The organism is Micromonospora sp. NPDC018662 (genome assembly GCF_044391475.1).
Lineage (GTDB): Bacteria > Actinomycetota > Actinomycetes > Mycobacteriales > Micromonosporaceae > Micromonospora.
Genome location: NZ_JBISAC010000004.1, coordinates 224,373 through 245,475 on the forward strand (window position 1 = coordinate 224,373; position 21,103 = coordinate 245,475).

Annotated in this window: 18 protein-coding genes; 15 read left to right on the plus strand and 3 right to left on the minus strand. The window is 74.8% G+C overall.

Annotation, left to right across the window (positions count from 1 at the left end; all coding sequences use genetic code 11):
* Window positions 1-144 precede the first annotated feature (144 nt).
* Window positions 145-3,360: a hypothetical protein gene (locus tag ACH495_RS14585; RefSeq protein ID WP_396858216.1), complete on the plus strand. Its 3,216-nt coding sequence runs from the start codon at window positions 145-147 to the stop codon at window positions 3,358-3,360.
* 62 nt (window positions 3,361-3,422) lie between these two features.
* Here ACH495_RS14585 and ACH495_RS14590 read toward each other — a convergent pair whose 3' ends face one another.
* Entirely contained in the window at window positions 3,423-4,469 is a 1,047-nt protein-coding gene (locus ACH495_RS14590; protein ID WP_396858217.1) for a zinc-dependent alcohol dehydrogenase family protein, read from the minus strand.
* Between the two features lie 156 nt (window positions 4,470-4,625).
* Between ACH495_RS14590 and ACH495_RS14595 the strand changes: the two genes are divergently transcribed.
* The 10 genes from ACH495_RS14595 to ACH495_RS14640 all read left to right on the plus strand — a co-directional run bounded on the left by ACH495_RS14595 (window position 4,626) and on the right by ACH495_RS14640 (window position 15,072).
* Window positions 4,626-5,894: a cytochrome P450 gene (locus tag ACH495_RS14595; protein WP_396858218.1), complete on the plus strand. Its 1,269-nt coding sequence runs from the start codon at window positions 4,626-4,628 to the stop codon at window positions 5,892-5,894.
* Between the two features lie 156 nt (window positions 5,895-6,050).
* Window positions 6,051-6,500, plus strand: coding sequence for a helix-turn-helix transcriptional regulator (locus tag ACH495_RS14600; protein ID WP_396858219.1), 450 nt, complete (start codon window positions 6,051-6,053; stop codon window positions 6,498-6,500).
* Between the two features lie 239 nt (window positions 6,501-6,739).
* Entirely contained in the window at window positions 6,740-9,142 is a 2,403-nt protein-coding gene (locus ACH495_RS14605; protein ID WP_396858220.1) for a nitrate- and nitrite sensing domain-containing protein, read from the plus strand.
* A gap of 17 nt (window positions 9,143-9,159) precedes the next feature.
* Window positions 9,160-9,564, plus strand: a complete 405-nt coding sequence (locus ACH495_RS14610) for a roadblock/LC7 domain-containing protein (RefSeq protein WP_107156703.1) — start codon at window positions 9,160-9,162, stop codon at window positions 9,562-9,564.
* Window positions 9,565-9,613: 49 nt separating this feature from the next.
* Window positions 9,614-10,807, plus strand: coding sequence for an ABC transporter substrate-binding protein (locus ACH495_RS14615; protein ID WP_396858221.1), 1,194 nt, complete (start codon window positions 9,614-9,616; stop codon window positions 10,805-10,807).
* Window positions 10,808-10,810: 3 nt separating this feature from the next.
* On the plus strand, window positions 10,811-11,683 hold the full coding sequence (locus ACH495_RS14620) for a branched-chain amino acid ABC transporter permease (RefSeq protein WP_396858222.1): 873 nt from the start codon (window positions 10,811-10,813) through the stop codon (window positions 11,681-11,683).
* A gap of 11 nt (window positions 11,684-11,694) precedes the next feature.
* On the plus strand, window positions 11,695-12,699 hold the full coding sequence (locus ACH495_RS14625; protein ID WP_396858223.1) for a branched-chain amino acid ABC transporter permease: 1,005 nt from the start codon (window positions 11,695-11,697) through the stop codon (window positions 12,697-12,699).
* The gene (locus ACH495_RS14630) at window positions 12,696-13,439 is read left to right on the plus strand and encodes an ABC transporter ATP-binding protein (protein WP_396858224.1); all 744 of its coding nucleotides are present in this window, start codon (window positions 12,696-12,698) and stop codon (window positions 13,437-13,439) included. The genes ACH495_RS14625 and ACH495_RS14630 overlap by 4 nt, the downstream gene beginning before the upstream one ends.
* Window positions 13,439-14,212: an ABC transporter ATP-binding protein gene (locus tag ACH495_RS14635; protein ID WP_396858225.1), complete on the plus strand. Its 774-nt coding sequence runs from the start codon at window positions 13,439-13,441 to the stop codon at window positions 14,210-14,212. Before ACH495_RS14630 ends, ACH495_RS14635 begins: the two co-directional genes overlap by 1 nt.
* Window positions 14,213-14,241: 29 nt before the next feature.
* Window positions 14,242-15,072, plus strand: a complete 831-nt coding sequence (locus ACH495_RS14640) for a class I SAM-dependent methyltransferase (protein WP_396858226.1) — start codon at window positions 14,242-14,244, stop codon at window positions 15,070-15,072.
* 10 nt (window positions 15,073-15,082) lie between these two features.
* On the opposite strand, the gene ACH495_RS14645 is transcribed toward ACH495_RS14640, so the two are convergent.
* Window positions 15,083-15,532: a DUF5709 domain-containing protein gene (locus tag ACH495_RS14645; protein ID WP_396858227.1), complete on the minus strand. Its 450-nt coding sequence runs from the start codon at window positions 15,530-15,532 to the stop codon at window positions 15,083-15,085.
* A 96-nt stretch (window positions 15,533-15,628) separates the two neighbouring features.
* Here ACH495_RS14645 and ACH495_RS14650 point away from each other — a divergent pair, with 96 nt between their 5' ends.
* From ACH495_RS14650 to ACH495_RS14665, 4 genes are all read left to right on the plus strand, one after another.
* Window positions 15,629-17,287: an FAD-dependent oxidoreductase gene (locus tag ACH495_RS14650; protein WP_396858228.1), complete on the plus strand. Its 1,659-nt coding sequence runs from the start codon at window positions 15,629-15,631 to the stop codon at window positions 17,285-17,287.
* Window positions 17,284-18,702, plus strand: a complete 1,419-nt coding sequence (locus ACH495_RS14655) for an ATP-binding protein (RefSeq protein WP_396858229.1) — start codon at window positions 17,284-17,286, stop codon at window positions 18,700-18,702. Before ACH495_RS14650 ends, ACH495_RS14655 begins: the two co-directional genes overlap by 4 nt.
* Before the next feature lie 88 nt (window positions 18,703-18,790).
* Window positions 18,791-19,138, plus strand: coding sequence for a PadR family transcriptional regulator (locus ACH495_RS14660; protein ID WP_396858230.1), 348 nt, complete (start codon window positions 18,791-18,793; stop codon window positions 19,136-19,138).
* Complete coding sequence (locus tag ACH495_RS14665; protein ID WP_396858231.1) at window positions 19,135-20,109, plus strand: hypothetical protein; 975 nt, start codon at window positions 19,135-19,137, stop codon at window positions 20,107-20,109. The genes ACH495_RS14660 and ACH495_RS14665 overlap by 4 nt, the downstream gene beginning before the upstream one ends.
* Window positions 20,110-20,118: 9 nt before the next feature.
* Here the strand turns inward: ACH495_RS14665 and ACH495_RS14670 are convergent, their stop codons facing one another.
* Complete coding sequence (locus tag ACH495_RS14670) at window positions 20,119-20,934, minus strand: DUF72 domain-containing protein (RefSeq protein WP_396858570.1); 816 nt, start codon at window positions 20,932-20,934, stop codon at window positions 20,119-20,121.
* Between the last annotated feature and the right edge of the window lie 169 nt (window positions 20,935-21,103).

Genomic DNA, 21,103 nt, shown 5'->3' on the forward strand with positions numbered 1-21,103 from the left:
AATTGATGACGAGCGGTCGATTACCGGTGCGGCGGCGTATCGCGAGAAGTCCTTGCCTCCTACGGTGACCTCCGGCACGCGGACGGAGGGAAGTCGGGAGTCACCCGAGGGGCGCCGTCCGGGCGGACAGGGAGAGTTGTCTCGATGCGAGTTTGGAGTCGCGCGGTCGCGGTGCTCGCCGCCGGCGCGGTCGTGGTGGCGGGGGTGCCGGCGCTGGCCGCCGTCGTCACCGTCACCGACGCCGGAGTCACCGGGCGCACCGGCGCCCAGGCGACGGGGGGCAGCGCCGCGCTCGGCGCCGCCCGTACGGTCGCCACCAGGGCACAGGTCACGCCGGGGGACACCCGGCTGATGCCGACCACGCCCCGCACCGACACGCCGCGGATCACCAACGGCGAGATCACCGACATCGAGGTGATCGGCAACCGCGTCTTCATCGCCGGCACCTTCACTTCGATCGCGAACGTCGGCGGCACCGCGATCGCGCAGAAGTCGCTGGCCTCGTACAACCTGGACACCGGCAAGGTGGACACCGGCTTCAAGCCCACCATCGACGGCGCGGTGGCGGCCGTCGAGGCGTCGCCGGACGGGTCGTCGCTCTACATCGCGGGCTCGTTCAACACCATCAACGGCGTCGCCAAGCGCAAGATCGCCCGGCTCAACCCGACCACCGGCGCGCCGGTGGCCGCGTTCACCGCGACCGCCAACGCGCGGGCCACCGCGCTGGCCGTCAGCCCGACCGCCGTCTACGTCGGCGGCCAGTTCGCCACCGTCAACGGCGTCGCCCGCAGCGGCCTGGCCGCGCTCAACCCGACCACCGGCGCCGTCGACACCGCGTTCAACCTGCCGGTCACCGGTGGCATCGGCGTCGGCGGCATGCTCACCGTGCAGCAGCTCAAGCTCACCCACGACCGCAGCAAGCTGCTCGTCGTGCACACCGGCCGCCAGATCGCCGGGCAGGACCGCTACGGCGTGGCGCTGATCGGTACGGCCAGCAAGGCGCTGCTGCCCTGGCGTACCCGGCTGTGGGAGGACAACCTCTCCTTCGTCGGCGGCATCCAGCGCGTCTTCGCCGGCGACATCGCGCCGGACGACTCGTACTTCGTGGTCACCAGCGGATCGGGCGGCGACCGCCCGCCGATCAACGACACCGCCATCGCGTACCCGTTGACCGGAAACGACCACGTCGAGCCGCTCTGGATCTCGCGGCACTTCGACAGCATCTACTCGGTCGCGATCACCGCCACCGCCGTCTACGTCGGCGGTCACTTCAGCTGGCAGGAGTCGCCCACCTCGAACGTGCCGTGGCCCGGCCTGGACAACGTCGGCTACGGCACCGGCCAGGGCCTGAGCGGATACGGCCTCGGCGACCAGGTGGTCCGCCGCGACCACCTCGGCGCGCTCGATCCGCTCACCGGCACCGCGCTGGAGTGGAACCCCGGCTCCAACTCGTACGAGGGCGAGAAGGCGATGCTGGCCACCACGCGCGGCCTGCTCGTCGGCGGCGACGGCAACGTCAAGGGCAGCAAGACGACCGGCCGGGTCGCGTTCTTCGACCTGTCCAAGGAGCCGGCGCCGGCGGCGCTGGACACCACGATCACCACCCCGATCGAGGGTGCGGTGAAGCAGGCCGGCGAGTCGTTCGACCTGGGTGGCCAGGCGCTCGCCCCGGCCGGCGTGTCCAAGGTCCAGGTCGAGGTCATGGACCGCAACAGCGGCAAGTACCTCCAGGCCGACCTGACCACCTGGGGTGCGTTCAAGTCGCTCAACGCGACGGTCGCCGCGCCGAACGCCACGTCCACCACCTGGAAGCTCCCGGTGTCGCTGCCGGCCGGCGTCTACCAGATCCAGGCGAGGACGGTCGGCCGCGACGGGGCCGGCGACACCACCAAGGCGATCAAGAAGATCGAGGCGTTCCGCTTCGACGACCTGCCGCCGGCCACCCGGATCACCGCGCCGACCGCCGGCCTGATCGCCACGAAGAGCTTCGTCGCCACCGGCACCGCCACCGACGACAAGGGCGTCAGCTCGATGATCTACTCGTTCCGCACGCCGGACAACCGGTACCTGCAGGACGACGGCAGCGTCGCGGCGGTCTACAACACGTTCCGGGGCGAGCCGGACGTGCTCGGCGCGACGTCCGCCACCTGGCAGTACGAGGTGACGCTGCCGACCGAGGGGCAGTGGCGGATGACCGCCACCGCTGTCGACACGGCCGGGCAGAGCGACCTGCGCGGTGACACCCGGGACTGGACCGTCTCGGCGACCGGCGTCCCGCCGACCGTGGCGATCACCGCGCCGGTGGCGATGACCCCGCCGACCGCCGCCGCGCCGCTGACCGTGGCGCCGGGCGCCACGGTCACGTTCGCCGGCACCGCCGCGGACGAGGACGCGCTGAAGTCGGTCGAGATCTACCTGCGCAACAACACCACACGGGAGGCGCTGGCCGCGGACGGCACCTGGGGCGCCGACTCGGTCGCCGCGTACCACCGGATCTCCCCGACCAACCTCGACGCCGCGACGTTCGACTGGTCCTTCACCACGGTCCCGCTCACCCCCGGCGTCTACGACTTCCGGGTCCGCGCGACCGACAAGCTCGGCCTGACCACGTCAAACACCAACCTGGGCCGGCTCACCGTCACCGCGCAGGTGCCCGGCGACGCCTTCCCGAACGGGCTGCTCAGCTTCACCGGGACCGACCAGAACGTCGACCGGTTGCACCTCGACCTGGCCGGCACGGCGACCGACGACAAGGGCGTCAAGGCCGTCCGGGTGGCGCTGCGCGACCTGGACACCGGCCGGTACGTGCAGCCGAACGGCACGATGGCCGCCGCGTTCGCCACGATCGACGCGACGCTCGCCAACCCGAACGCCACGAGCACCGCGTTCACGCTCCCGATCGACCTGCCGACGAAGGGCACCTACAGCGTCGAGGCGTGGGCCGTGGACACGGCCGGCCAGCAGGACGGGTCGACCGCCGGCGCCACCGCCAAGTACCTGGTCTACCCCGGTGACCTCGATCCGACGCTGGAGCCGAGCATCACGCCGGTCGAGGGCGAGGTCTACTCCGGCGGCCGGATCGTGGTGACCGGCCGGGCGGTCGACGACGTCGGCATGCAGAAGGTGGAGTTGCAGATCACCAACGCCGCCGGGCAGGGGATGAACGCGGCCGGCACGTTCGGCCGGGCGGGCACCTGGATCGCGTCGTTCCTCACCAGCCCGGGCTCGCCGGGGTCGAACTTCGCGTACACGTCGCCGGTCGTGCCGGCCGGCACGTACACGGTGACGATCCGGGGTATGGACAACTACGGGCAGTACCAGCAGCCGGTCCGTACCGTCTCGGTGACCGTCACCGACTGATCACCCTCGGCCGCGGGCCGGTCCGCGTCGGGTCCTCCCGACGTCGGGCCGGCCCGTCGCCGTCAGGGGCGGACGAGCCGCATTCCGGCGGTGGCCGGCCGGTCCATCGTGGCCAGCGCGGCGGGTGCGTCGGCCAGCCCGATGACGCCGGTGACCAGCTCGCCGGGGCGCAGCACCCCGGCGGTGACCAGCCGCAGCAGCTCGGGATAGGCGTGGGCCGGCATCCCGTGGCTGCCCCGTAACTCCAGCTCGTGGGCGATCACCAGGTCCATCGGCAGGGCGGGCCGCCCCTGCGCGGCGGGGAGCAGGCCGACCTGCACGTGCCGGCCGCGCCGGCGCAGGCCCTCGATCGAGGCGACGCAGGTCGCGTGGCTGCCCAACGCGTCGAGCGAGAGGTGGGCGCCGCCGCCGGTCGCGTCGCGGACCGCGGCGGCCACCTCGCCGGGACCGCCGAGCGCGCTGCCGTCCAGGCAGACCGCGGCCCCGCTGCGTCGGGCCAGCTCCAGCGCGGCGGGCGCGACGTCCACGGCCACCACCCGGGCGCCGCTCGCCGCCGCGATCATCACGGCGGACAGGCCCACCCCGCCGCACCCGTGTACGGCCACCCACTCGCCCGCGGCCACCCGGCCCTGCGCGACCACGGCCCGGAACGCGGTGGCGAACCGGCAGCCGAGCGCGGCGGCGGTCCCGTCGTCCACCTCGTCCGGCAGCCGGACCAGGTTGACGTCGGCGTGCCGCACCGCCACGTACTCCGCGAACGAGCCCCAGCCGGTGAAACCCGGCTGGGTCTGCCGCTCGCAGACCTGCTGGTCGCCGGCGAGGCAGGAGGGGCACCGCCCACACGCGCAGACGAACGGCGCGGTGACGCGGTCGCCCGGCCGCCAGCCGCGGACGTCGGCGCCGACCGCCGCGACGACACCGGCGAACTCGTGTCCGGGCACGTGCGGGAGCCGGATGTCCGGGTCGTGGCCCTGCCAGCCGTGCCAGTCGCTGCGGCACAGCCCGGTCGCGCCGACCCGCACGACCACCCCGTCGCCCGCCGGCACCGGGTCGGCCACCTCCCGCACCCCCGGCCACGCGTTGAACTCCTCGAACACCACCGCCCGCATGCGCCCATTCTGCCTGCGGGCCGGGTGTGCGGAGGGCAAGGAGCAGGGCGCAAGTTGCGGGAAAGCGGCAGAAATAGATTGATGCCGGCAAATCTTGACGCGTGTTCGCCCGGTGGCGCACGGTAAGGAAAGCGGCCGGTAGTGCAGGAGGCGGTCATGCGGTTGAATCCGTTCGCGGGAGCGTATCTCACCGATCCGGCCGGCGTCTGGGCCCGCCTGCTGGCCGCCGACGGCGGCGTGCACCACGACGACGAACTCGGGTTGTGGCTCATCACCCGGCACGCCGACGTCCGGCGGGCGCTGGCCGACGCGCGGACGTTCGGCAACGCGCTCACGCTCGCCCCGGTGTACGACATCTGCCCGGAGGCGCTGGCCCTGGTCGCCCGGATCGACGCGCCGCCCACCACCGCCGCGGCCGACCCGCCGGTGCATCCCCGCACCCGGCGGGCGCTGCGGGTCACGTTCGCCAACACCCCGGAGCGGGTCGAGCAGCGCTACGGCCGGATCGTGCGCCGCCGGGTGGACGAGCTGGTGTCGCGGCTGGCCACCCGCGCCGGCGACGAGGTCGACCTGGTCCCGGCGTTCACCGCCGAGCTGCCGCTGCTGGTGCTGCTCGACATCCTCGGCGTGCCGGCGCGCGACGTGCCGCGGATCCGGGCCTGGGCGGACGGGCAGATCGCCCTGGTCTGGGGCAGCCCGGACCCGGCCGAGCAGGTCCGGCTGGCCGGCGGGCTGCTGGAGTTCTGGCACTACTGCCAGGACCTGGTGCGGGGCCGGCTGGACGGCGGCGGTGACGACTACGTCACCGAGCTGCTGGCGTACCGGGGCGGCGACGACGAGGTGCTGACCACCGCCGAGGTGTCGAGCATCGTGTTCAACCTGCTGGTCGCCGGGCACGAGACCACCGCCGGGCTGCTCGCCCACGCGGTGGACCGGGCGCTGTCCGAGCCGGGCCGGTGGCGGTCGCTCGCCGAGCGCCCGGAGCGGGTGCCGGCGTTCGTCACCGAGACGCTGCGGTTCGCGCCCGCCATCGACGGCTGGCTGCGGGTGACCAACCGCCCGGTCACGCTGGGCGGCGTGACGATCCCGGCCGGGGCGCGCTGCCTGTTGCTGATCGGCGCCGCGAACCGGGACCCGGCGGTGTTCGGCCACCCGGACCGGTTCGACCCGGGCCGGCCGGACGCGCACGACCACCTCTCCTTCGGTCACGGCCCGCACTTCTGCATCGGCGCGGCGCTGGCCCGGCTGGAGGCGGGCACCGCGCTCACCCGTCTCGCAGCGGCGCTGCCGGACCTGCGGCCGGCCCCCGGGCATCCCCGCGTCTTCCGGCCCAACCTGGCGTTCCGTGCGCACCGGGGGCTGCCGGTGATCGTCGCGCCGAAGGTGCCGACCGGCCACCGTCCGGTCGCGCGGCCGGCGGCGTGACCGGGCGACGCCGCGGTCGCCGGCGACGGACACGCAGCGCAGTCACGTCTTCACACCCGTACGCCGGTGGGTTAAGAATGACCCCCTGCGAACGCCCAGTCATCACCCGTCCTCGATCTGCTGCCGATGCCGGTCCGGCGTCGCGAAGGTGAGCACATGGATCGCACGCCCGCGTCGAGCGCCGCTCCCTCCGCCGCCAGCCGCCAGTTCCGTGCCGAGCTGCGCCGCTGGCGGACCCGGCGCGGCCTGACCCAGCGGACGCTGGCCGAGCGGGTGCGGTTCAGCCGGGAGACGGTTGCCGCGGTCGAGTCCGGCCGGCGGTTCGGCAGCCAGGAGTTCGCCGTCCGCTGCGACGAGGTGCTCGCCACCGACGGGCGGCTGGCCGAGTTGTGGCCGCAGGTCGCCGCCGAGCAGTTGGCGGCGGACGGCCGACGGGGACCCCGGCTCGGCGAGGTGGATCCGGCCGGCCCGCCGGCCGCGCGGCGCGATCCGCGCGATCCGCAGGCCGTGGTGGCGGCGATCGACGAGCTGCGGGAACTCATCGGTCAGGTGCTCGCGCAGCCCGAACCCGAGGGCCCGCCGCCGTCGGCGGCCGGCCGGCACTGACCGGGCCCGGGTACGCCGTCGGCATCGCCAACTCTGGGTACAGATGCTGGTACGGCCTGTTTGTACCACGGTCGGGTCTGGCCTCGGCGCGTGGCTTCCGGCGGAATGAGACGTGCAATCCGCAAGTGCAGATTGAACTTTGCCGATCAGTGCGGGAGTCAGCAGTGGCGTCGAGCACGAGGTCCCACGCGGCCCGACCCTACCCGACCCGCCGCCGTCGCTGGCGCATCGGCGGCCGGATGCGCCTCATCGTGGCGGCCCCGCTCGTCGCCGTGATGGGCTTCGCCGGGCTGGCGCTGACCGAGAGCGCCCGGCAGACCGCCCGCGCCAGCGACCTCGGCCAGCTCGCCCAGCTCGGCGCCGAGGCGGGCGGCCTGGCCCACCGGCTGCAACACGAGCGGATCGTGGCCGCCGACCTGCTCACCCGGGGCGCCCCCGCCCAGCAGGACGCGTTCGCGGACGCCACCACCGCCACCGACGCCGCGGTCGCCGGATACCGCCGGCAGCGGGCCCGGGTGCCCGCCGGCGCCGCCGCCGAACAGGCCGTCCTGCCGCGGATCGACACGGCGCTGGCCAACCTCGCCCCGCTGCGGGCGCAGGTCCGCACCGCCGAACGCGCCTCGGTCTCGGCGATGACGTTCAGCTACCGCATCGTCATCGCCGACCTGCTCGGCCTGCGGGAGAGCGTCACGCTCGGCGTGGTCGAGCCGCGGATCGCGGACGGCATCCGGGCCTCCGCCGCGCTGTCCAAGGTGGCCGAGGCGGTCGGCCAGCAGCAGGTGGCGGTGCTGCGCGCGGTCACCGCCGGCCAGGTGACGCCCGCGCTCCAGCAGGACATCACCGCCGCCCGGACCGGCTTCACCGAGGCGTCGCTGGCCTTCCTGGCGCTCGCCCGGCCGGCCTGGCAGGGCTGGTGGGAGCAGGCCGGCAGCGGCGAGAACGCGCTGCGGCTGCAACGGCTCCTCGACCAGGTGGCCCGGACGGCGGCCGGCGACCGTCTCGACCTGGACCTGGGCACCTGGCTCACCGCCACCCAGCAGTGGGCGGTCCGCCTGGCCGAGCTGCGCCTGCGCGTCGACGGGGCGGTGCTCGACGACATCCGGGCCGCCCACGCGGACCAGCGTCGCCGCACCGTGGTGGAGGCGGCCGCGGCCCTGCTGGCCCTGCTGCTGACCGCGCTGGTCACCTGGGCGGTGGCCCGCCAGATCACCCGGCGGCTGCGCCGGCTGCGGGACGCCGCGAACGCTGTCGCGTTCGAGCGGCTGCCCCAGGTGGTGGCCCGGCTGCAGCAGCCGGACAGCGCCTCGGTCGACCCGGACGAGCTGGCCCGTCGCCAGGCCGGCGACGCGCTGGAGGTCTCCGGCGACGACGAGATCGGCGAGGTCGGGCAGGCGTTCGACGCGGTGCACCGGGCCGCCGTGCGGACCGCCGCGGAGCAGGCCGTCATGCGGGCCAACACCGCGGAGATCTTCATCCACCTCAGCCGGCGCGAGCAGCGCCTGGTCGACGCCGTGCTGGCCCAGGTGGACCGCGTCGAGCGGGACGAGACCGACCCGGACCGGCTGCACCAGCTCTACGCGCTGGACAATCTCGCCACCCGGATGGGCCGGATCAACGCCAGCCTGCTCGTGCTGGGCGGGGTGGGCGTCGGGCGGGTCCGCCACCACGACGTGCCGCTGCCGCAGGTGCTCCAGGCCGCGCAGAGCCAGATCGAGCACTACGCCCGTATCCGTCTCGGCCTGGTCGACGGCGACGTCGCGGTGGCCGCCGAGTCGGTCGACGAGGTGGTGCACCTGCTGGCCGAGCTGATGGAGAACGCCACCGGCTACTCGCCGCCGGCGACCGAGGCGTGGGTGACCGGCCGGAGCCTCGGCGACCGGGTGATCGTGCAGATCAGCGACGAGGGCGTCGGCCTGCCCCCGCACCGGCGGCAGCAGCTCAACGACCTGCTCGCCAAGCCGCCCGCCATCGACGTGGCCACCGTGCGGGCGATGGGGCTGGTCGTGGTGGGTCAGCTCGCCACCCGGCTGGGCGCCGCCGTGCAGCTCCGGTCCGGGCCACGGCGCGGCACCATCGCCGAGGTGGCGCTGCCGGCCGCGCTGATCCGGCCGCTGCCGCCCGAGGAGTTCCTGCTCACCCCCGAGCGGCCGTCCCGACGGGCGGCCCGTGCCACTGTCGCATCGCCGGTCGGGCGGGCCGCCGTCGTGCCCGCCGGCGCGCGGCCCGCGGTGGCGCCCGCCGGCGCGCGGCCCGCCCCGCAGCCCTGGGCCGGTGGCCCGGCCGCCGACCGGGCGCTCCCGGTCGCCCCGGTGTTCCAGCCGGCCGACGCCCCCACCGAGGAGCTGATCATCTTCGACCAGGTCAACCACTGGTTCCAGGCCGACCGGCCGGGCGACGACGCGTCCTGGGCCGGCCCGGCGGACGACGCCTGGCGCACGGCGGCGCGCGCCGACGAGCCCCGCGTCGCCGGCACCACCACGTCCGGGCTGCCGCGCCGGCAGCCGCAGGAGCATCTGGTGCCCGGCGGTGTCCCGGCGCCCCGGCAGGCCACCGAGCACCGGGACCCGGCGCGGGTGGCCACCGCCATGGCGGCGTACGCCCGCGGGGTCGCCGGCCGCCGGACCAACCTGATCACCAACTGACCCGACAGGGAGTGCACGTGACCGACCACCAGGATCTCGGCTGGCTGCTGGACGCGTTCGCCGAGCGCGCCGCCGAGGTCACCCATGCGATCGCCATCTCCAGCGACGGCCTGATGGTGGCCGCCACCCGTGGCCTCCCGCCGGATCGGGCCGACCAGTTGGCGGCCACCGGCAGCGGGCTGGTCAGCCTGCTGCGCGGCGCGGCGGCGTTCTTCGACGCCGGCGCGGTGATCTCCAACGTCACCCAGTTGGAGGGCGGCTTCATGTTCTCCATGGCGTTCAACGACGGCGCCTCCCTGCTCGTGCTCGCCGACCCGCGCTGCGACGTCGGCAAGGTCTCCTACGAGATGGCCGAGCTGGCGAACCGCATCGGCGACGCGCTCACCCCCGCGGCCCGGGCGGCCCTGAGCCGCAGCCGCTGACCGCCGGCGTTCCGCCGGACCCGCACCCCTGACACCCAGGAGAGACACCATGTCCCTGACCCTGCCCCGGCGCAGCCGTGCCCGCACCGCGGCGCTGCTCGCACTCGTCCTGCTCGCGGCGCCCGCCTGCGCCGACGACGGACCGGCCGCCGGCCCCGGCGGCACCGTCAAGATCGGCCTGCTCGCGTCGCTCTCCGGCACCTACCAGTCGGTCGGCAAGGACATCCGCGACGGCTTCCAGCTCTACCTGTCCGGCCACGACGGCAAGCTCGGCGGGCGGACGGTCGAGCTGGTCGTCGCCGACGAGGGCAACGGCGCGGCCACCGCCGTGCCCGCCGCCACCAAGCTGCTCAAGCAGGACCGGGTGGTGGCGCTCACCGGCATCGTCGGCGGCGGCTCGGTGGCCGCGGTCCAACCGCTGCTCACCGAGACGAAGGTGCCGTTCGTCGGCTCCAACGGGCGGCCGGAACTCAAGGACGTGTCCCGGGTCTGGCACACCTCCTACCTCTCCGACGAGCCCGGCGAGGCGATCGCGGCGCACGTGCGCGAGGACGTCAAGGGCAGCGTCTACGCGATCGGCCCCGACTACCAGGGCGGCTGGGACGAGCTGCGCGGCTTCACCGAGGCGTACGCGAAGGCCGGCGGCAAGCTCGCCAACCCGGACGGCAAGACCACGTTCACGCCGTTCCCGGCGACCACCAACTTCACCCCGTACTTCGCCCGGATCAAGGCGTCCGGCGCGGACGCCGTCTACACGTTCTACGCCGGCAGCGCCGCCGTCGACTTCGTCAAGCAGTACGCCCAGTCGGAGATCAGGGACGTCCCGCTCTACGCCGCCGGTTTCCTGACCGAGGGCGGGGTGCTCGACGCGCAGGGCGACGCTGCCCGGGACATCTACTCGGTGCTGAACTACTCACCGGACCTCGACAACGCGGAGAACCGGGCCTTCGTGGCCGCCTGGAAGGCCGAGCACGACGGCTCCCCGACCACGTACGCGATGGCCTCCTACGACGCGGCGGCCGTGCTGGACCGGGCGATCGCGGCGGCCGGCGACGACGCCACCGCGGAGCGGATCAACGCGGCCATCGGCCAGCTCGGGCAGATCGCCAGCCCGCGCGGCACCTGGCAGTTCTCGCCGACCACCCACGCACCGGTGCAGAAGTGGTACCTGCGTCAGGTCCGCCCGGACGGCCGGGCCCTGTCCAACACCGTGGTGGGCGACCTCGCCACCGTGGGCGGCTGAGCCGTGCCGGTCGACCCGTACGTCGTGCCGGCCGTGGACGGCGTCGCCTACGGGCTGCTGGTGTTCGTCGCCGCGTCCGGGCTGGTGCTCTGCTTCGGCGTGGCCGGGCTCCTCAACCTGGCCCACGGCACGCTGTTCGCGATCGGCGGCTACACCGCCGCCGCGCTGCTGGACGGCAGCTGGGCCAGCCTGGTGCTCGCGCTGACGGCCGGCGTGGCCGCCGCGACCGCCGCCGGCGCACTGGTCGCGGTGCTGCTCACCCGGGTCGCGGCGGCCGGGCACCTCACCCAGGCGCTGGTCACCTTCGGCGTCGCGCTGGCCGGCGGCAGCCTGCTGGTGGCCGCGTTCGGCCCGGACGACCCGCCGGTCCGGGTGCCGGCCGCGCTGGACGGGTCGGTGCTGGTGGCGGGGCACCGCTACGCCGCGTACCGGCTGGTCTTCATCCTGGTGGCCGCGGTGTTGGCCGGCCTGCTGCACCTGGTGGTGCGCCGCACCCGGGCCGGCATGCTGGTGCGGGCCGCGGTCGACGACGCCGAGATGGTCGCCACGCTGGGGGTGAGCCCGGCCGTGGTGCGGGTCGGCGTGCTGGCCGCGGCCGGTGCGCTGGCCGGGGCCGCGGGTGTGCTCGGCGCGCCGATCATCGGTCCGGGGCCGGGCACCGCCGACGCGGTGCTGCTGCTCTCGCTGGTCGTGGTGGTGCTCGGTGGCCTCGGCTCGACGACCGGCACGCTGCTCGCGGCGCTGGCCGTCGGTCAGATCCAGACACTCGGGGTGGCGCTCGCCCCGTCGGCGGCCCCCTTCCTGCTCTTCGCCGCCATGGCGGTGGTGCTCGCGGTCCGGGCGCGCGGCCTGGCCACCGCCCGGAGGGCGACATGAGGGAGCGGGCCGTGCGGGTACTGCGGACGGCCGTCGCCGCGGCGGTGCTGGCCGGCCTGGTCGCCGCGCCCTGGGCGGTGGACGACTACACGGTGGCGTTGCTGGCCCGCACGCTGGCGCTGGGGCTGGTCGCGGTGAGCGTCGCGCTGCTGACCGGCGTCGCCGGGCTCCCCACGCTCGGCCAGACCGCGCCCTACGCCGCCGGCGCGTACGCCGGCGCGGTGGCCGGCGGCCAACTCTCCGACGTCGGGCCGGTGCACCTGCTGGTCGCGGCCGGGGCGGGCGCGGCGCTGGCCGTGGCGGCGCTGCCGCTGGTGCTCCCGGCGCGCGGGGTGGTGCTCCTGATGATCACGCTGGCGATCGGCGAGCTGGCGGTGATCCTCGCCGGCCGGTGGACCTCGGTGACCGGCGGCACGGACGGTCTCGCCGGCATCGCCCCGACCCGGCCCCTGTGGGGGTTGCCGGTGCTGGCCACCGACCGCGCCCGTTACCTCTACACGCTGGTGGTGGTGGCGGTGCTGGCCGGGCTGGTGCTGTTGGTGCTGCGGAGCCGGGTCGGGCTGCTGCTGCGGGCCGGCCGGGACGACGAGGCGCGGCTGCGGGCCAGCGGGCACCGGGTGCCGGCACAGGTGGCCGGCGTCCACGTCGCCGCCGGCGCGATCGCCGGCGCCGCCGGCTCGCTGCTGGTCACCGCGCAGCAGTACGTCTCGCCGGCCGACTTCGGGTTCGACACGTCCGCGCTGCTGCTGCTCGGCGTGGTCGTCGGCGGCACCGCCTCGGTCGGTGGCGCGCTGGTCGGCGCCGTGCTCGTGGTCGCCGCCCGGGACTGGCTGTTCGGCGCGTTGCCCGGCCAGGCGCCGCTGGTGCTGGGCGTGGCCTTCGTCGTCGCCGCGCACCTGCTGCCCACCGCCCGGCGTACCCGACGGGCCGGCCGGGGCGGGCCGCCGTCCGCCCCGGGCGACGCGCGCCCCGCCGACGCCCGCCGGCCCTCCGCCGTGACCGGGGTACGCGCATGACGCCGCTGCTCACCGCCGAGGCGGTCACCGTGCGCTACGGGTCGTTGGCCGCGCTGGACGGCGTCGACCTGCGGATCCCACTCGGCCAGCGGCACGCGTTGATCGGGCCGAACGGCGCGGGCAAGACCACGCTGCTCGACGTGGTGGCCGGCGCCACCCGGCCGACCGCCGGCCGGATCCGGCTGGGCGGGCACGACGTCACAGGGCTCGGGCCGGCCGCCCGGGCCCGGCGCGGCGTCGGCCGGATCCACCAGCGTCCCGCCGTCTGGGGCTCGCTCACCGCCCGGGAGAACGTGCTGGTCGCCGCGCTGCCCCGGGCCCGGCGTGCCGGCCGGTGGCACCCGTCGGCGCGGTGCCGGGCGGCCGGCCGCACCGCTGACGCGCTGCTGGACCGGGTGGGCCTCGGCGACCTCGCCGCGACGCCCGCCGGCCAGTTCGCCCACGGGCAGCGCCGGCAACTGGAGATCGCCGTGGCGCTGGCCGGGCGGCCCCGGCTGCTGCTGCTCGACGAGCCGGCCGCCGGACTGTCCGCGGTGGAGGTCGGCTGGCTGGCGGAGTTCCTGCGCGAGTTGCCCCGCGCGGTCGCGGTGCTGCTGGTCGAGCACCGGCTGGACCTGGTCTACGCGCTCTGCGACACGGTGACCGTGCTGCGCGACGGCCGGACGCTCGCCACCGGGTCGCCCGCCGAGGTCCGCGCGTCCGGCCCGGTCCGGGACGCGTACGCGGAGGGAGTGACGTGATGCTGCGCATCGACCGGCTCTGTGCCGGCTACGCCGGTGGCACCGTGCTGCACGAGGTGAGCCTCGACGTGCGGCCCGGCACGGTGCAGGTGGTGGTGGGGCGCAACGGCGCCGGCAAGAGCACGCTGGTGCACTGCGTGGCCGGCCTGGTCCGGCCGCACGCCGGGCGGATCGAGATCGGCGGCGTGCCGGTCGCCGGCCGGCAGCCGCACCGGATCGCCCGCGCCGGGGTGGGGCTGGTGCCGCAGGGCCGGCGGGTCTTCTCCCGGCTGACCGTCGCCGAGCACCTGGTCCTGGCCGCCGCGCCGTGGCGGGCGGCGACGCCGGGCGGCGAGGGCTGGACGGTCGCCCGGGTGCTGGAACTGCTGCCCCGGCTCGCCGACCGGCTGCGGCACCGCGGCGACCAGCTCTCCGGCGGGGAGCAGCAGATGCTGGCGATCGCCCGGGCGTTGCTCGGCCAGCCCCGGGTGTTGCTGCTCGACGAGCCGTGCGAGGGGCTCGCGCCCGAGCTGGCGCTGCGGGTGCGCGACCTGGTCCGGTCCCTGGCCGGCGCCGGGCTGACCGTGCTTCTGGTCGAGCAGCAGATCCGGCACGCGGTCGAGGTCGCCGACCGGATCGCGGTGCTGGAGTACGGCCGGGTGGTCTACGACCGGCCGGCCGACGAGGCCCGGGCCGACCCGGGCGCGGTGGCGGCGCTGCTCAGCGTCGCCGCGGTCGCGGAGCCGCCGGCTCCCCGCCCCGGGCCCGGGCTCCCGACGCCCTCGGGCCCGTGAACCGACCGACCCCACAGGAATGAGGAGCGATGCCGACCGACGTGTCCGAGACCGACCACCCCGTTACCGACTACGCCTTCGACACCGGCGCCGCCGACGCGGTGCCCCAACTGCACGCGCTCGAAGCCTTCCTCGACCCGATCACCACCGGCCGGCTCGCCGCGCCGCTGCTCGCCCCCGGCGCCCGGTGCTGGGAGGTCGGCGCCGGCGGCGGCTCGGTGGCCCGCGCGATGGCCGCCGCCGTCGGCCCGGCCGGCCGGGTGCTCGCCACCGACCTCGACCTGACGCATCTGCGGCCGGCCGGCAACCTCGACGTCCGCCGGCACGACGTGCGCCGGGAGCCGCCGCCGGGGGACGGGTTCGACGTGATCCACGCCCGGCTGGTGCTGCTCCACCTGCCCGAGCGGCGCCGGGTGCTGCGTACGCTGGCCGGCGCGCTGGCCCCGGGCGGCTGGCTGGTGGTCGAGGAGTTCGACTGCACCGCGCCGCTGCGGGTGCTGACCGCACCGAGCGACGACGCGGCGAAGCTGTTCGCCCAGGTCACCGACGCGATGCTGGGCATCCTGCAGAGCCACGGCGCGGACCTGGCCTGGGCGCAGGACGTGCACGCCGAGCTGGCCGCCGCCGGCCTGCGCGACGTCGACACGGTCACCCACGCGCAGAGCTGGGCGGGCGGCTCGCTCGGCATCTCGCTGTACGGCACGAACTCGCGCCAGCTCCAACCCGAACTGCTCGACGCCGGGCTGTCGCCGGGCCAGCTCGACGCGTTCCGCCGGCTGCTGCGCGACCCCGGGTTCGCGGCGATGTCGTACCAGTTCGTGTCGACCCGGGGTCGGCGTCCCGATCCGGGCCGGCGGTGAGGCCAGGGCGTCAGCGCAACGGGCCGTCGCCCGCACCGAACGGGTCGTCGACGACGTGCACCGCGGCCTCCTCGGCGCTGGCCGCACCGCCGTCGATGCCGACGTCCCAGGCGACCGAGTCGGCCTGCTCGTCCTCCCGGAAGCCCTCGTCGTCGGCGACCAGGCGGCCCGACCGCGCCTCCCGCTGGTAACCGCGGCGGGTCAGTTCGTCCTCGTCGTCGGCCGGCTCGGCGTACGGGTCGACGTCCGGCTCCTCCTGCGCGAGCAGGTGCGCGAGCGAGTCGCCGGCCCGCTCCTCGGCGGCCGTGGTGCCGAACCGGTTCGCCGCCGTCCAGTGGTCGGCGGCGGCGATCCCGGTGTCGAGCGGGTCACCACCGGAGTCGAGCGTGTCCGAGGCGTCCAGCACGCCGTCGTCCTCGGCCACGTTCCACTCGTCCGCGTTCTGCTCGGTCTGGCTCATGTCGTCCCCTTCTCCGGCCCTCCGGCCTGCTCCGCCGTCCCAGCCTAGAAGACCGGGTGGTGCGGGTGGGCAGGCGACAGTGCTTGGATGGGCGGCATGCCCAACCCCGCGATCCTCACCGTCGACGACGACCCGGCCGTCTCCCGGGCGGTCGCCCGGGACATCCGGCGCCGCTACGGCGACCGCTACCGGGTGGTGCGGGCCGACTCCGCCGAGGCGGCGCTGGACGCGCTGCGTGAGCTGAAGCTGCGTGGCGAGCAGGTGGCGGTGCTGCTCGCCGACTACCGGATGCCGCAGATGAACGGCATCGAGTTCCTCGAGGCGGCGATGGACCTGTTCCCCGCCGCGCGCCGGGTCCTGCTCACCGCGTACGCCGACACCGACGCCGCGATCAACGCGATCAACGTGGTCGACCTCGACCACTACCTGCTCAAGCCGTGGCACCCGCCGGAGGAGAAGCTCTACCCGGTGCTGGACCAGCTCCTGGCGGCGTGGACCGCCGAGGGCGCCACCGCCACGCCCGAGCTGCGGGTGGTCGGGCACCGCTGGTCGGCGCCGTCGTTCACGGCGCGCGACTTCCTGGCCCGCAACCTGGTGCCGTTCCGCTGGGTGCTCGCCGACGAGCCGGAGGGCGCCGGGCTGCTCAGCGCCGCGGGCGTGACCGCTGACGACGTACCCCTGGTGGTGACCGCGGACGGCACGTCGCTGGTGCGGCCGACGACGGCCGACCTGGCCGCGCAGGTGGGCCTCGCCACCACGCCGGCCGCCGAGTTCTACGACCTGGTGGTGGTCGGCGCCGGCCCGGCCGGGCTGGGCGCGGCGGTCTACGGCGCCTCGGAGGGGCTGCGGACCGTGCTGATCGAGCGGCGGGCGACCGGCGGGCAGGCCGGGCAGAGCAGCCGGATCGAGAACTACCTCGGGTTCCCGGACGGCGTCTCCGGCGCCCAGCTCACCGATCGGGCCCGCCGCCAGGCGCTGCGGTTCGGCGCGGAGCTGCTCAGCGCGCGCGAGGTGGTGTCGCTGGAGAACGCGGGCGGGGCGCGGGTGCTGCGGTTCAGCGACGGCAGCAGCGTCGCCGCGCACACCGTGGTGCTGGCCACCGGCGTCTCCTACCGGATGCTGCCGGCGCCCGGGCTGGCCGAGCTGACCGGTCGCGGCTGCTTCTACGGCTCGGTGGCGAGCGAGGCGCCGAGCTGCGCCGGGGAGGACGTCTACATCGTCGGCGGGGCGAACTCGGCCGGCCAGGCCGCGGTGCACTTCTCCCGGTACGCCAGCCGGGTGCACCTGTTGATCCGTGGCGACGACCTGACCCGGTCGATGTCCAGCTACCTGATCGACCAGATCGCCCGGATCGACGCCATCGAGGTGCACCCGTGCACCGAGGTGGTCGGCGGCGCCGGGGAGGAGCACCTGGAGCGGGTGACGCTGCGGGACATGCGCACCGGCCAGACGCGCGACGTCGACACCTCGTGGCTGTTCGTCTTCATCGGCGCCGAGCCGCACACCGACTGGCTCGACGGCGCGGTGGTCCGGGACCGCCGGGGCTTCGTGCTGACCGGGCCGGACCTGACCCGGGGCGGCCACCGGCCGGCCGGCTGGTCCCTGCCGCGCGACCCGTACCACCTGGAGTCCAGCATGCCGGGCGTGTTCGCCGCCGGGGACGTGCGGGCCGACTCGGTGAAGCGGGTCGCCTCGGCGGTGGGCGAGGGCGCGATGGCGGTCTCGCTGGTGCACCGATACCTGGAGGCGCAATGACCACGGACCGGCTCACGACCGACGAGCTGCGCGGGCTCTTCCTGTTCGAGTCGCTCACCCCGGAGCAGCTCGCCCACCTGGCCGAGCACGGCCGGGTGGAGCGGCGCCGCGCCGGCGAGGCGGTCTACGTCGAGGGCGAGCCGGCGAGCTGCTTCTACGTGCTGCTGGACGGCACCGTGGCGATGCACCAGCGGGTGCAGGGCGACGAGCTGGAGGTGAGCCGCACCAGCCAGCGCGGCGTCTACGGCGGCGCCATGCAGGCGTACATCGGTGACCCGGCCGAGCAGCGCTACCGCAACAGCCTGCGCGCGGTCACCGACTGCGCGGTGTTCGCGCTGCCCGCGGCGATCATCGCGGACGCCATGCGCGGCTGGTTCCCGATGGCCACCCACCTGCTGGAGGGGCTGTTCGTCGGGATGCGCAACACGCAGACCATCGTCGGTGAGCGGGAACGGCTGCTGGCGCTGGGCGCGCTCTCCGCCGGGCTCACCCACGAGCTGAACAATCCGGCGGCGGCGGCGGTGCGGGCCACCTCGGCGCTGCGCGGCCGGGTGGCGAAGATGCGGCACAAGCTCGCCATGATCGCCGACGGCCGACTCGACGGTCGGCGCCTGCACGACCTCGTCGCGTTGCAGGAGGAGGCCGTGAAGCGGGCCGCCGCCGCGCCCACGCTGTCGCCGCTGGCGGCCAGCGACGCCGAGGACGAGCTGGCCGACTGGCTCGACGAGCACGGCGTACGGGGGGCCTGGGAGCTGGCGCCGACGCTGGTGGCCGGCGGGCTCGACACCGGCTGGCTGGCCCAGGTCGACGCCGCGGTCGGCGGCGACGACCTGGAGTCGGCCGTGCACTGGATCACCTACACCATCGACACCGAGCTGCTCATGGGCGAGATCGACGACGCGGTCACCCGGGTCTCCGGGCTGGTCGGCGCCGCGAAGCAGTATTCCCAGTTGGACCGGACGCCCTACCAGACGGTGGACGTGCACGAGCTGCTCGACGCCACGCTGGTCATGCTCCAGGCGAAGATCCCGGCCGGCGTGCGAGTCGTCCGGGAGTACGACCGGAGCCTGCCGACGGTGTCGGCGTACGCGGCCGAACTCAACCAGGTCTGGACCAACCTGATCGACAACGCGCTGGGCGCGATGGCCGGCGACGGGACGCTGACCGTCCGCACCGGCTGCACCGACGACCGGTTGACAGTCGAGATCCGCGACACCGGTCCGGGCATCCCGCCGGCGGTCCGGCCACGCATCTTCGAGCCGTTCTTCACCACCAAGGCGGTCGGCGAGGGCACCGGGCTCGGGCTGGACATCTCGTACCGGATCGTGGTCAACAAGCACCACGGCGACATCCGGGTCCAGTCGGAGCCCGGCGACACCCGGTTCACCGTGCTGCTGCCGCTCACGCCGGCCTGAACCGCCGACATCGGCTTCGGGGGCGACGAAGGTGCGCCGCCCCACCCGCACCGTTGCTATATATATCGCGGTGCGATATATATAGTGCATGGATATCAGTGAGCAGACGTTCCTGATCCTCTCCGCCCTCGCCGACCAGCCCCGTCACGGCTACGCCTTGGTGACAGAGGTCGACGAGATGACCGACGGCCGGATCCGGTTACGTGCCGGCACCCTCTACGGGGCCCTCGACCGCCTCGTCACCCAAGGGCTCATCGCCCCCGATCACGACGAGGTGGAGAAGGGCCGGCTGCGCCGCTTCTACAAACTGACCGACGCGGGGGCAGACGCCATCCGTGCGGAGAGCCGGCGGATGGCCACCGCGGTCCGGCTCGCCGAGGAGCGCCTCAAAAAGCGGGCCGCCCGCAACACCCCGCGCCTCGGGACCAGCGGATGAAGCCGGGTATGAGCCCGCTGGAACGACGATATCGGTGGCTGCTGCGCCTACTGCCGGCCACGCACCGCCACGCCCGCGGCGAGGAACTGCTCGGACTGCTGCTGGACCTCGACCACGGCCGCCGACACCCGAGCTGGCACGAGACACTGAACATCGTCGCCCTGGCGATCCGGCTGCGACTCACGACACCCGTCACCACCGCGGCCCTCACCACCGGACTCAGTGCCCTGCTCGTCGCCGTCGGCACCCAGCCCGCCGGTCAGACCCTGGACCTGTTCACCGGCGCCGTCCTCGCCACCGACATGCCCGACATCATCGCCGGCTGGCCGCAGACAGTCGTTGTCGGCCTGTTGCCCCTCGCACCGCTGATCGCCTGGCTGTGCGGCGCGGCCCGGACCGCCCTCACCCTGCAGGCGATCTTCCTGGTGGTCAACGTCGGTCGGTTCGCCGTCGACGTGCTCAGCGGTGCCGGCATGGGAATCAACCCCGGCCAACAACTCCTCGCGTACGCCCCACCGGTCCTGATCTTCGTCCTGCTCGCGATCGCCTGCCGCGAGCGGTGGACCGTGCCCCGGCCGCGCCTGTTCTGGTGGGCCCTCGTCCCACTCGGGATCCTCGCCTGGAAAGGCACCGGAGAATGGGGACGGCACGGCGTCTACGTTCCCGGCGCCGTGCCGACGGTCCTCGGGATCCTCGCCGCCGCCGGCGCCGCTGTCGGAGCCGCCATCGCGGTCCGCCGCCACCGGCCCGCCGTCGTCCTCGGCGTCGGGCTCACCGGTTTCATCGCCGGATGGCTCATCCCCGACCCGCTGCTCGCCAATACGACGATGCGGCACTTCGACGGTCAGCCGCTACCACTGGCAATCCTCATCACGATGATCGCTGCCGCCATGACTGGCATCAGTCACGTCGCCCGTCGCCACAAGCCCGAGGGGCGGTCCCTACCACCAGATGAACCCGTGACGCCTTGAGCACCAGCGTCAGAACAGGGTCGCCGGGCCGACCGGTGCCGGCTCGGGCAGCGGCGCCAGCTCGGGCAGGCGGGCGCGGACCTGGTCGTGGAACCGGCGGGCCAGGTCGGGGGCGTCCGCGTTGTCCGGCGTGTGCACGAACACGGTCGGCGAGCGGCCCTCGCGCAGCCAGCCGGTGACCACGTCCAGCCACGGTTGCCAGCCCTCGACCGTCGCGGCCGGGTCGTCCCGGCCGAGGTAACGCACGACGGGACGGTCGGTCAGCGCCTCGGTACGCGACGGCAGGCGGGGCTTGCGCGTCCACGCCTCCCGTTCCGCGTCGCTGGTCGGCGGCGTCCGGAAGAACGCGGTGGTGTCGAACGGGACCCATTCCGCGTCGGCGCGACGCAGTGTGGCCTCCAATGCTCGGGCGGCGGCGTCCTCGGCGAAGAAGGCGGGGTGGCGGACCTCGACCGCGTACCGGTGGGTGGTGGGCAGGGTGCGCAGGAACCGGTCGAGGTCGGGCAGGTCGGTGGGGCCGAACGAGCCGGGCAGTTGCACCCAGAGCGTGCGCGCCCGGGGCCCGAGCGGTTCCATCGCGTCCAGGAACGCCCGCAGCTCGGCCTCTCCGCCGGTGAGCCGGCGCTCGTGCGTGACCGCCTTCGGCAACTTCGGCAGGAAGACGAAGTCCGGGTCGGTCTGCTCCGCCCAGGACACCACCGTCTCCCGGGTCGGGGTCGCGTAGAACGTGGTGTTGCCCTCGACCGCGTCGCACCAGCCGGCGTACGCCCGCAGCCGCTCGTGGGCCGGCAGGGACCGCCCCGGCCAGGCCCGGTGCGTCCACATGGCACACCCGACGTGCAGTCGCATCCGACCCCCCTTCCTGGCCGCGCCCACCGTATCCGACCCCGCTCCCACCGCCGTTCGTGGCCCGCTCGCCGATCTGTGCCGGGCCTGCGTCCCCACCGCTCGAGACCACCATGGATGCGTCCGGACGCCAGAGACCCATGGCGTT

Bases quoted from the DNA above. Each gene is read 5' to 3' on its own strand.
- ACH495_RS14585 (WP_396858216.1), top strand. From the start codon at position 145: ATGCGAGTTTGGAGTCGCGCGGTCGCGGTGCTCGCCGCCGGCGCGGTC.
- ACH495_RS14590 (WP_396858217.1), bottom strand. From the start codon at position 4,469: ATGCGGGCGGTGGTGTTCGAGGAGTTCAACGCGTGGCCGGGGGTGCGG.
- ACH495_RS14595 (WP_396858218.1), top strand. From the start codon at position 4,626: ATGCGGTTGAATCCGTTCGCGGGAGCGTATCTCACCGATCCGGCCGGC.
- ACH495_RS14600 (WP_396858219.1), top strand. From the start codon at position 6,051: ATGGATCGCACGCCCGCGTCGAGCGCCGCTCCCTCCGCCGCCAGCCGC.
- ACH495_RS14605 (WP_396858220.1), top strand. From the start codon at position 6,740: ATGCGCCTCATCGTGGCGGCCCCGCTCGTCGCCGTGATGGGCTTCGCC.
- ACH495_RS14615 (WP_396858221.1), top strand. From the start codon at position 9,614: ATGTCCCTGACCCTGCCCCGGCGCAGCCGTGCCCGCACCGCGGCGCTG.
- ACH495_RS14630 (WP_396858224.1), top strand. From the start codon at position 12,696: ATGACGCCGCTGCTCACCGCCGAGGCGGTCACCGTGCGCTACGGGTCG.
- ACH495_RS14635 (WP_396858225.1), top strand. From the start codon at position 13,439: ATGCTGCGCATCGACCGGCTCTGTGCCGGCTACGCCGGTGGCACCGTG.
- ACH495_RS14640 (WP_396858226.1), top strand. From the start codon at position 14,242: ATGCCGACCGACGTGTCCGAGACCGACCACCCCGTTACCGACTACGCC.
- ACH495_RS14645 (WP_396858227.1), bottom strand. From the start codon at position 15,532: ATGAGCCAGACCGAGCAGAACGCGGACGAGTGGAACGTGGCCGAGGAC.
- ACH495_RS14650 (WP_396858228.1), top strand. From the start codon at position 15,629: ATGCCCAACCCCGCGATCCTCACCGTCGACGACGACCCGGCCGTCTCC.
- ACH495_RS14655 (WP_396858229.1), top strand. From the start codon at position 17,284: ATGACCACGGACCGGCTCACGACCGACGAGCTGCGCGGGCTCTTCCTG.
- ACH495_RS14660 (WP_396858230.1), top strand. From the start codon at position 18,791: ATGGATATCAGTGAGCAGACGTTCCTGATCCTCTCCGCCCTCGCCGAC.
- ACH495_RS14665 (WP_396858231.1), top strand. From the start codon at position 19,135: ATGAAGCCGGGTATGAGCCCGCTGGAACGACGATATCGGTGGCTGCTG.
- ACH495_RS14670 (WP_396858570.1), bottom strand. From the start codon at position 20,934: ATGTGGACGCACCGGGCCTGGCCGGGGCGGTCCCTGCCGGCCCACGAG.